The sequence below is a fragment of the Janthinobacterium sp. SUN118 genome (assembly GCF_030397695.1).
Taxonomy (GTDB): Bacteria; Pseudomonadota; Gammaproteobacteria; order Burkholderiales; family Burkholderiaceae_D; genus Janthinobacterium.
This window is the reverse complement of record NZ_JAPUBV010000001.1, coordinates 2,869,613-2,879,891: the sequence shown is the minus strand read 5'-3', so window position 1 is coordinate 2,879,891 and position 10,279 is coordinate 2,869,613. Positions and strand designations below refer to the sequence as shown.

Annotated in this window: 10 protein-coding genes; 5 read left to right on the top strand and 5 right to left on the bottom strand. The window is 63.6% G+C overall.

The annotated features are described in order from the left end of the window. Positions 1-174 precede the first annotated feature (174 nt). Both O0880_RS13065 and O0880_RS13060 read left to right on the top strand, forming a co-directional pair. Positions 175-2,196, top strand: a complete 2,022-nt coding sequence (locus O0880_RS13065) for a hypothetical protein (protein WP_289886827.1) — start codon at positions 175-177, stop codon at positions 2,194-2,196. Between the two features lie 101 nt (positions 2,197-2,297). Then, entirely contained in the window at positions 2,298-2,753 is a 456-nt protein-coding gene (locus O0880_RS13060) for a tellurite resistance TerB family protein (RefSeq protein WP_071323746.1), read from the top strand. Between the two features lie 93 nt (positions 2,754-2,846). Here O0880_RS13060 and O0880_RS13055 read toward each other — a convergent pair whose 3' ends face one another. From O0880_RS13055 to O0880_RS13035, 5 genes are all read right to left on the bottom strand, one after another. Next, the gene (locus O0880_RS13055; RefSeq protein WP_071323745.1) at positions 2,847-3,371 is read right to left on the bottom strand and encodes a hypothetical protein; all 525 of its coding nucleotides are present in this window, start codon (positions 3,369-3,371) and stop codon (positions 2,847-2,849) included. 175 nt (positions 3,372-3,546) lie between these two features. Next, the gene (locus tag O0880_RS13050; protein ID WP_289886826.1) at positions 3,547-3,990 is read right to left on the bottom strand and encodes a hypothetical protein; all 444 of its coding nucleotides are present in this window, start codon (positions 3,988-3,990) and stop codon (positions 3,547-3,549) included. 179 nt (positions 3,991-4,169) lie between these two features. Beyond that, positions 4,170-4,565 (bottom strand): hypothetical protein, encoded by a 396-nt coding sequence (locus O0880_RS13045; RefSeq protein WP_289886825.1) that lies wholly within the window; start codon positions 4,563-4,565, stop codon positions 4,170-4,172. Between the two features lie 81 nt (positions 4,566-4,646). Next, positions 4,647-5,096 carry a hypothetical protein gene (locus tag O0880_RS13040; RefSeq protein WP_289886824.1) on the bottom strand — a complete coding sequence of 150 codons (450 nt, stop codon included), beginning with the start codon at positions 5,094-5,096 and terminating at the stop codon, positions 4,647-4,649. A 187-nt stretch (positions 5,097-5,283) separates the two neighbouring features. Next, the gene (locus O0880_RS13035) at positions 5,284-6,210 is read right to left on the bottom strand and encodes a helix-turn-helix transcriptional regulator (protein WP_289886823.1); all 927 of its coding nucleotides are present in this window, start codon (positions 6,208-6,210) and stop codon (positions 5,284-5,286) included. Positions 6,211-6,486: 276 nt separating this feature from the next. On the opposite strand from O0880_RS13035, the gene O0880_RS13030 reads away from it, so the two are divergent. Genes O0880_RS13030 through O0880_RS13020 form a run of 3 tightly spaced genes read left to right on the top strand, consistent with a single transcriptional unit; the run spans position 6,487 to position 10,279 of the window. Next, positions 6,487-7,170: a VWA domain-containing protein gene (locus O0880_RS13030; protein ID WP_071323740.1), complete on the top strand. Its 684-nt coding sequence runs from the start codon at positions 6,487-6,489 to the stop codon at positions 7,168-7,170. A gap of 14 nt (positions 7,171-7,184) precedes the next feature. Continuing rightward, a complete protein-coding gene (locus O0880_RS13025; protein WP_289886822.1) occupies positions 7,185-7,943 on the top strand; it encodes a PP2C family serine/threonine-protein phosphatase in 759 nt (252 codons plus the stop codon). Continuing rightward, on the top strand, positions 7,940-10,279 hold the full coding sequence (locus tag O0880_RS13020) for a hypothetical protein (protein WP_289886821.1): 2,340 nt from the start codon (positions 7,940-7,942) through the stop codon (positions 10,277-10,279). The genes O0880_RS13025 and O0880_RS13020 overlap by 4 nt, the downstream gene beginning before the upstream one ends.

Sequence of the window (10,279 nt, the reverse complement as noted above, 5' to 3'; positions counted from 1 at the left end):
GGGTCCAGGGCGCTGCTGTTGGGATAGGAATGAAAAAGCCGCTGTCGGGAGACAGCGGCTTTTTTTGCATATATCTCACCTTATATTGTCAATATTAAATTATTTCATATCGAATTAATTGCAAAAATTACAAAAATTTATTAAAATAAAAATTCTACTTTGATAAGGAATGCCATGCGCCAGCTCGCTTTCAGCCGTATCGCCGTACTCATGGGCACTTGCCTGACAGGGCTGGCCATCGGGGCGCCCACCGTGCACTTGTCTGCCAGCCCGGAGGTGGTGCCCAAGGGGACGAGCACCTCGATTGCCTGGGATGCCTTGGGCGCCGAATCCTGCGCTTCGTCGTGGGCGCCGTCGCTGCCCCTGACGGGGTCGTACACGCCGCCGGCGCTGCAGGCGGCCACCAGCTATACGGTGACGTGCCAGGGTGGCGGGGCCAGCGTGTCGCAGCAAGTGACGGTGCAGCTGGCGCCCGCCTGCGTGACGAACTGTTTTACCAAACGCTGGATCTATTTTTATGGCGGCATTGCCTGGGGTACAAAAACCGCGAACGCGGACTTCAACAAGCTGTCGGCACTGATCGTCAACGCGGCGGCGCTGGGCTATAACGGCATCGTCGTCAATATCGGCGGCGAAGACTCATATATTTCCGACTCGCGCGATGCGCCCGATTTTGCCGGCAACCTGGCGGCCATCAAGCAATTGGCGCTGGATAAAGGCATCGAACTGATACCGATGGGCGGCCATCCGCAGATACCGGCACAGCTGCAACCGGAACTTGCCGAAGCGGTTCCCGTGGTGGATACGCCGTTTGTCGTTGCCAATGGCGTGGCCAGGGTCGCCACCCATTGGCTGGCAAATGATAATTTTGCCGCAGGAAAAAGCGATTGGGACCTGTGGGACCTGAATATCCAGCATGATCCGACGGAAGGACACAACGGGCCAGGATCGCTCAAGCTGGTGCAACCCAACGGCTTTGACCCGGTCGCCGCAGGCGCCCAGCCAAAGCGGCACGAGCAAACGCGCTTGCACCGCCGCTTTGTCAATTTGCAGCCATTCACGTCCTACCGCGCCTCGTTCTGGATCATGGTTAAAAATTACAAGGCGCCATTAAAGGTCCAGGTACTGGACGATACAAGCACCATTCCCCTGTATGACAGCCTGTATCCGCTGGGATGGGGAAGCAGCAATGGCGCGTGGAACGCCAAGCCGAATGCACTGGGGGCCTATGGCGAGTGGAAAAATATCACCATCGATTTCAATACCAGGGAGTTTGGCAACATTAATTTCTATGTGGGCGCGTGGAGCAACGCCAAGAATGACGAGCCGGGGGAAGCGTGGATAGATGATATGCAGATCCGGGAAACAGGTTTGGCCCATCCCGTCGTGCGCAATCACCTGGAAGTCAGCGTGCGGTCGAAAACCACGGGCACCGTGTACAAGGAGGGGCTCGATTTCACCGTTGCCAACGAGTCGCTGAACATACTCAACGGGCGCATTCCCGATGGAAGCCAGCTGCTGGTATCGTGGTATCAGCAAGCGAAGAACATGATGCCCGTCTGGACGGCGCCGGCCAGCGCTTGCCCGCCCGAGTATATGGCCTGGCAAAGGACGGGCTATGAAAAAATCAAGGAACTGTATCCATCCAGCAAGAAATTCTTTATCAATTATGACGAATGGCGCATCATGAACTGGGACCCGAGCTGCCAGTACGCGAGCGCGGGTGCCTACCTGGCCGGCACGATGACGGCCATGCAGGCCATGCTCAAGCAGGTCAATCCGGGCGTGGAACTGTATGTGTGGAACGACATGTTCGATCCCGACATGAATGCCGTCGACAAGTATTTCATGGTCAATGGCAGCCTGCTGGGGGCTGCCGATGGCATCCACCCGAATACCGTCATCGTCAACTGGACGCAGAGGAACGTGTACGTCAAAGCGCCGCCGATCCCGCTGCAGCAGTCTTCGTTGAAATTTTTCCACGACCGCAACCTCAAGCAGGTGATCGCCCTGTATTACGACGACTTGCCGCTGACGGACGAATGGCTCGACAACCTGGATGCGGCGGAAGCGGACGGCGTGACGGGCGTCGATGGCTTCATGTACACCACCTGGGTCGACAATGGCAAATATGACGACCTGGCAGCGGTCGCCAGCAAGATCAAGGCGCGCGCCAAGGCCCGCTGGCCGCAGTGACGGTGGGCGGCGCATCGCTTGTATTCCAGGCATGCGCCCCCAGTTGACTGGAAGTGGCCGCTCGTATTGCAGCCGCATCCACGCCAACCCGGAGGTGTACCATGAGTTTCGATTCCTTTCTGTCCAAACTGAAGACCAAAGCCAGCGAACTGAAAACCGAGGCCTTGAAGTACAAGAACAAGGATTTCCTGAACGCCGCCATGGCGGGGTCGGCCCTGATCGCGATGGCCGACGGCAGCGTCAGTGCGGAAGAAAAGCAGAAGATGGTGAAGTTTATTGAAAGCAATGACGCGCTCTCGGTGTTTACCACCACGGACGTGATCAAGGCTTTCCAGGAATATGTCGGCCAGCTGGAGTTCGACAAGGATATCGGCGAAGCCAAGGCCTACCAGGCGCTGGGCAAGATGAAGTCGAATGTGGAGGCGTCGCGCTTGCTGGTGCGCATGATTATCGCGGTGGCTTCGTCGGACGGCAATTTCGATGCCAACGAGCAGCGCGTGGCCGGCAAAATCGCGCGCGAGCTGGGCTTGACTCCCGGCGAGTTCGAGTTGCAGTAAATTTATTGTCAGTCAGGGCAGGTGGCGGCGCGCATCGGCTTGCGGCCGCCGCCAGCGCTTGCCAGCCCGCTGGTGTTGGCATGAGACTGGCTGCTAGTCTTTATCCCACCACGGCGGCGCGCTCTCCGACCTCGGGCATGCCATCTTCAAAGCACTTATCTTGTAGCGGATCTCGATCACCTGCCCATGGTGAAACGGACCGCGTATCCAGTCGCCGGAATTAAAGAGGTAGGACTTGCCGTTGATGCAGCGTTCGGTCGGCATGTCGCCGATGGGGCCGGTCGAACGCAGGGTGACGCGCACTTCGCCAGTGGCATCGAGCGGCGCGTCGGCGCTTGCATAGAGTATATCTATGCCGACATCGCAGACACGGGTGCTGCCTATCTTGCTGCAGTACTTGATATACGTTTGCTGGCGCGCCATGACCATGTGATCTTCATGCCGCATCGGCTTGCCGTCGTCAAAGGTAAAGCGCAGGATGACTTGCGTGGGCTCGCTGGCAGGATGGCGCATGGTGCTGGTGCAGGCGGCGCTGACCAGGGCCAGCAGGGGCCAGGCCAGCAGGCGCAGGCCACGCCGCAGCACGGTGAATATCGGGTTACTGCCAGGTGTCTGCATTGCGCTCCATGGGCCGTTGCCATTCGTTCAAGGAATTTGGCGGCGATGATAGCACGCGATGGCGGCGCGCGACTCCCTGGAACTGCGCTACGGTGTAGCGCTATTCATTTCTTGCAGGACTTTTTTACACGGCAGGCCGTGGCCCGCGCCGCGCCTGCCGCGTTACCCTGCCGCCTCAACGCGATGCCAGGCCGACGTTTTGTACGCGGGAAGGCACGATGTCGCCGCCCGACAGTTTCTGCGACGGCACCACCATCACCAGTTCGCCGTCGACGCTGCCGTCATCGTTGTGGTCGATGCGTACCTTCAGCTGGCGGTCCAGCGCGACGAAGGCGTTGCGGTCGGTGGCGACGATGCGGTGCTCGTCCTGCTTGCCGATACGCGCATACATGACGGCGCCAGCGAGGCGCAGTTCCAGGGTGTCGCCATTCGACAGGTCATAGGCGCCGACGAATTTCTTGAAATCCTGGCGCATCATGTAGCGCGGGTGGTCGGGCACATCGATGCGCAGCGAATTGCCCGGCACGGTGACGGTGTGCTCCGGCGGCAGGGTCTGTGCGGTGGCTGCCGGGCTGGCGGCAGCGAGGCACAGGAGTGTGCCCAGGATGATGGTTTTCATGGTGTCTTCCTCGATGATTGATGAGCTCTGACGCATGATGCGGGCGGGCATGGGGCAGGAACCAGTCTAGACACGGGTTTGGCGCTGCGCATCCTCCATTCGATGGAGAAAGGCCTGAATATTTTGCATGGCGGGCCACCGCATGGCTGAGGTTTATGCCGCGCCGGCTGTCAGCGGGGCTATGCAGTCACGCAGTGATTCATTTCTTGCAAAACCTTTTTGCACAGCACTCCGTAGCCGACGCCGGTGCCGCGTTTGTGCTCGGCCAGGTCATAGCTGGCGCTGATGTCGCGCCATTCCACGCTGCCGGGCAGGGGGTGCAGGGCGTCGTCGAGATCCATCTCGAAGTGGATGAAGTGGCCATCGGCGCTCAGCAGCTTGCCGTACACGGCGGGCATGCCGGGAAACGCCAGCTGCAGGTCGAGCATGATGGCCGCCTCGAGCGCCACGCCGTGGCTGGCCGCGCACTCGCACAGGGCGTCGGGCAGGGGACGCGCGCGCCACCAGGCCGCCGTCTGGCGGATGGCCGCCAGGGTCAGCGCGTTTTGCTGCTGGACGCAATATTGCTTGCTCATGGCTGCCACGCATGGGGAAGAGGGCCGGGCCGGCAATGATGGCACTGGCCCGGCACCTGTCTGCCGCGTCAGCCCGCCGCCCTAGCGCGCAGCCAGGCTCAGGCTTTGCACGTGGGCCGGCACGATGGCGCCGCTGGCCAGTTTCTCTGCCGGTACCTGCATCAGCACTTCACCGCCCACGCCGCCGTTGTCGCGCAGGTCGATGCGTATCGCCAGCTGCCGGTCGAGTGCGACGAAGCTGTCGCTGTCGGTGGCGATGATGCGGTGTTCATCCTGGTCGTCGATGCGCGCATACATGATGGTGCTGATGGCGCCGGCATTGCGCAGGTACAGCACCTGGCCGTTCGACAGTTCATAGGCGCCGCGGAACTGGCCAAACGCTTCCGGACTCATGAAGTGTTTATGGGCCGGCAGTTCGATCGTGTGCAGGCGTCCGCCGGGAATGGTGACGGTCTGGCTGTCGGGCAGCGATTGCGCATTGGCCAGCAGGGCGCAGACGCCCAGGGTGCCGGCGAGTATCCATGTTTTCATTTTTCAGCCCATCCTTGCATGTTGCAGCCGTGCCGTATTGGCGCGGCGAGGTTGATGTGGGTGCCACGGGAAAGTCGGGCCGGCCTGCCAGCGACGCTGCGGTCATGCTGGCAAGGCGCTGCCAGCCGGTCTTGCCAGTGTAGGCAGACAAGTTGCCTTGCGAATCATCCGATCGGATGACACGGACTCAGGCGTCAAGGTTGGCCAGATGCGCCGTGGCGCCGTGGATCAGGGCGATCAGCTCGCCCTGGCGCCGCGTATCGGTCTTCAGGTAGGTGTGGTGCAGATGCGTCTTGACGGTATTGACGCTGATGCCGCAGCGGGTGGCGATTTCCACGATGGTGGCCCCTTGCGCCAGCGCCTGGCCCACCTGGGCCTCGGCTTGCGTCAAGTCAAACAATTGGCGCAGCGCGGGAACGGATGTGCTCTGCAAGCTCGGGTCGCGCGCGATGACGATGGCGCAGGGGACGTGCCATGCGGGGAAGGGCGCCACCGTCAGCACCAGCGCGCAGGCCTGGCTGCGCGGCAGGCGCAGCGACTGGCATTGCGCGGCGCCGTCCATGCTGGCGATCACCACGCGCACGGCGCGCGCCAGCGCCGGTGGCGGCCCGATCCGCAACGGAGCGTCCAGCAGGGCGTGCCCGCCGGAATTGGCGAACAGCACGCCCAGGCGGGCGTCGAGCAGCAGCACGGCCGCGCCCATGGCTTCCAGCGCCGCCATGCCGCAGCGGCTGGCCAGGCTGTCGTCCTGCAAGCGCTGGCGCAGGCGCAGGGCGCGCTGCAGGTGCGGCAGGAAAGCCTGCAATTGCCGCCTGGCGCGCCACTCGATTTCTTGCGGGGTCCGGTGGCCATAGATGGCCAGCACGGCCGTGTGGTGCGCACAGATGGGCACGATGGCGCCCAGCAACTGGCCCGTGTCGGCCGGGGGCGCGATGCCTCCCAGCAATTGGCCGGCCGGCGCATCGCCGCAGACGGTGAGGGTGGCGCAGGCGGCGTCAAAGGCGCGGGCGATATCGTCGCACAATTGTGGCCAGCAAGCATCATCGCCGGCCGCGTCCAGCAGTTTGCCGATCAGCTCACCCGAAACGCACCGGACCTGGCCTGGCGCCGTCATGCTTTCCCCCTTCGCTCGTTGCACAGTATTGCCAGGGCATGCGGTTGCGTGGCTGGGTAAGGGCGGTGATGCAACGGGAGCCGGGCCGCCTTCGTGTGGGACGGGCTCGCCGCTGGTATCTGGCCTGGGCATCTATCAAGATAGACCAAAGGCGTGGCTGCCGCAATGGCGGCTGCGAGGGGAGCGCTATAGTGTTCTGTAGGAAACTTGCACGAGAAAAACACTCGGGTGATGTAAGATTCGCACTGTGTCTGATTTTACATTTACCCATTACCCATGAGTTCAATAATGATTCCCGACGTCGCCCTGGTCGACAACACCGAACAACGCACGCCGCTGGTGCTCGTGCTCGACTGCTCCGGCAGCATGGATGGCGAGCCCGTCGCGCTGCTGAACGAAGGCCTGGCCTTGCTGGAACAGGAACTCAAGTCCGATGTGATCGCCTCCAAGCGCGTGCGCATCCTCGTGATCCAGTACGGCGCGCACGATGAAGCGGTGGTCGCCAGCAACTGGTGCGACGCCATGGATTTCACGGCGCCCCGCCTGGAAGCGAACGGCACCACGCCAACGGGCGCGGCCGTGGAACTGGCGCTGGCCGAGATCGAGCAGGAAAAGCAGCGTTTCCGCCAGGCCGGCGTGGCCTACACGCGGCCATGGCTGTTTTTGATGTCCGACGGCGAGCCGACGGACCGCTGGCAGCACGGCGCCGAGCAGGCGCGCGCGGCCGAACAGGCCAATAAAGTGGCGATCTTCCCCATCGCCGTCGGCGACAATGCGAACATCGACTCGCTGGGACAGTTTTCCAGCCGTGGCGAACGGGGCGTGAAACAGCTGAAAGGCTTGCAGTTCCGCGAACTGTTCCTGTGGCTGAGCGCCAGCATGCAAGTGGTGTCGCAATCGCGTCCGGGCGCGCAGGCGCAGCTGGCGTCGACGGACGGCTGGTCCGTCGTGAATACGTGAACGCCCGCTGATCCATGACGATAGTAAACAAGCATTGGCGCGTGTTCGGCGCCGCCGTCACGGGCAAGGCGCACCTGGACAAGGATATCCCGTGCCAGGATGCGCACGCGCATGCCGTGGTCAACGATACCTTGCTCGCCATCGTCTGCGACGGCGCCGGTTCGGCCCGTTTGAGCCAGCAGGGCGCGCAGTTTGTTGCCGCACACACCGTGCAGGCCCTGGCCGGACGGCTGGAGCAGGGCGCCACCGTGCAGGATTTAAAGGACGGCGCGCTGGCCGGCACCCTGGCGCAGATCCGCGCCGCGCTGGACGACATCGCCAGCGCTGCCGGCGCCACGCTGGACGACTACGCCAGCACCGTGGTGGGCGTGGTCATGGGCAAGGACAGCGGTTTCTTCTTCCACCTCGGCGATGGCCTGGGCGTGGCGCAGCTGGACGATGGCGGCGAACTGATCTCGCTGCCGGCCAATGGCGAATACGCGAACGAAACCTATTTTCTCAGCGGCGAGCACTGGCGCGAACAGCTGCGCCTGCTTGCGATTCCGCAAGCCGTGCGCGGCGTGGTGCTGATGTCCGACGGCTGCATGCCGTTTGCCATGAGCAAGAACAATGCGGCCCTGTATGCGCCGTTCATGGATGCCGTGCAAGGCTATCTGCGCACGGTCGACAGCGTTGAATCAGGCAATGCGGCGCTGGCGGCCACGCTGGCCGACCCGCGCACCCACCAGATCACGGGCGACGACAAGACCTTGCTGCTGGCCTTGCGCACATGAGCCGGAAGCAGGGCGTGACGCCGGGCCTGAGTCCGGGTGGGAAAATTTGGCTGGACAAAGTCCGTAGTCTGATCCTGGGCAAACTAATTAAAAGCGGCGGCGCGGGCAGCGTCTACCTGTTGCCCGATGCGCCCGCCCAGGTCGCCAAGCTCTACCATCCGCACCTGGACCGCGCCGCCAACCGGCGCAAGCTCGAAGCGATGCTGGAACTGTCGCCCGAGCTGCCCGACCAATTGGAAAACGGCAAGCGCTACGTGCAGATCGCCTGGCCGCAGGCGGCCGTGTTCGACGGCCAGGGCGGCTTTGTCGGCTTCGTCATGCCCCTGCTGGACATGGCGCAAACGGCCGAGCTGGAACAGGTCATGCAGGAGCGCCAGGCGCGCGCGGCCGGCTTGCCGACGGGACTCGGTCCCAAGCTGACCCTGGCCGCCAACCTGGCTGCCGTGATCGACGCGCTGCACCAGCAGCAGCATTACGTGGTCGACCTGAAACCCGTGAACCTGCGCTTTTACCGCGATTCCCTGTACATCGCCATGCTCGACTGCGATGGTTTCAGCATCCAGGGCCATGCCGAGCGCTTTCCTGCCGAGCAATTCACGGCCGACTACCTGGCGCCCGAGTTCCAGCGCAAGGGCATGCCGGCGGGCACGGAAATGGCGCAAGACCGCTTTGCCCTGGCCGTCGTCATCTTCCAGCTGCTGAACTTTGGCATCCACCCGTACAGCGGGCGGCCCGGCAATGCGCAAGTAGCCAGCGACATTCCCGGCCGCATCCGCGACGGCTGCTATGCGTATGGCGTCAAGCGCCACAAGCAGCTGGCGCCCAACGCCACCAGCGGCCACGCGCTGATGCCGCCCGAGTTGCGGGCCATGTTCGACCGCGCCTTTTCCCCGTCACCGAAACCGCAGCGGCCATCAGCGGCCGACTGGGCGCAGTTGCTGCGCGGTTATGCGCAGCGCAGCGGCGGCAAGCTCGTCATTTGCGCCGCGAATCCCGAACACCAGCATTTTGCGGGCCATGGCTGCGCGGCCTGCGCGCGCGAGAAAGTCATCGCCGCGGCCGCGCAGGCATCCGTGCAGGCGCAACAGTTGCAACGGCAACAGCAATCGTTGCCGCTGCAACGCAGCGCGCGCCGCACGGCGCCGGGGCAGGCCCCGGCCGCCATCCCCGTGGCGGCCAACACTGGCGGCGGCATCAGCGGCAAGGGCTGGGCCGTGGTGGTGCTGCTGATCGTGCTGTTCCTGATCGGCTTTACGGCCTGGACTTCGTCGCCCGATGCAGTGAAGGACAAGGCCAGCCTGCAGGCGCAAGCCGACCAGGCGGCAGGCCTGGAAGTATTTTCCTGGCGTCCGCGCAGGACGGCCGGCTTCCAGCCGTCCGACGCGCGCAAGGCCGTGCGCAGCCTGTCGCAAGCGATCAGCAAGGGCGACGACGATGCCGTCACGCGGGGCTTGCAACTGCTGTACCGTGCCGGCGAAGAAAAGCAGTCCGGCTACGGTGGCGACCGCACGCAGGCGCAGCTGCGCGCCTCGCTGCTGGAAGGCCTGGGCTGGGTGCCCGGCTATGAGCCGGCGCTGGTCGCCAGTTATCTTGATCTGCTGCAAGCCAACCCGCGCGACCATCTGGTGGCGGCGGCCATGGGCCGCATGCACCTGAGCCTGAACGAACCGCAGGCGGCGCGCCAGTACTTCGAGCAAGCCGTGTGGGCGCGCCCGACCGATGGCACGGCCTGGCTGGGCATCGCGGCGGCTGCACAGCTGCGCGGTGGCGACGAGCGCGATGCCGTCAATCTGGTGGCGCTGGCGCGGCTGACGGCTTACCGTTATGCCGTGCAGAACGCCTTGCCGGCGGACCCGGGCGAGCCGGCCGACAATGGCGTCGCGCGCACGATGCAGCGCATGGACCTGACCGCCAGGGTGTTGCGCCTGGCGCAACCGGGCGCCTACCAGAAGCGCTGGGACAAGACGCTGGCCGAGGGCGTGCTGCTGGCGCAAAAACTCCAGGCCATGCCGCCCCTGCGGGACCAGGTCGGCGGCGTGCAGCGCGAGACGATGACGACGGTCGACTATGGCGTGCTCGACAAACAGCACGCGACGGGCGAAAACCGTTTGACCCTGACCATTGCCGCCGACGGCAGCCTGACGTACGCGGCGGCGGAATTGCCGATGGAACCCATGCTCAACAAGGTGCTGCTCGATAGCGTGAAACGCTGGACCTATCTGCCTGCCGTGCAGCACGGCCAATTGCTGGACGCCAAGGTGGTGGTACTGGTGCGTTACCGCGATGGCCGGGTCAGCTTCGTGCCGGGCGGTGTCGCCGTCACGGCGGAAAATTAG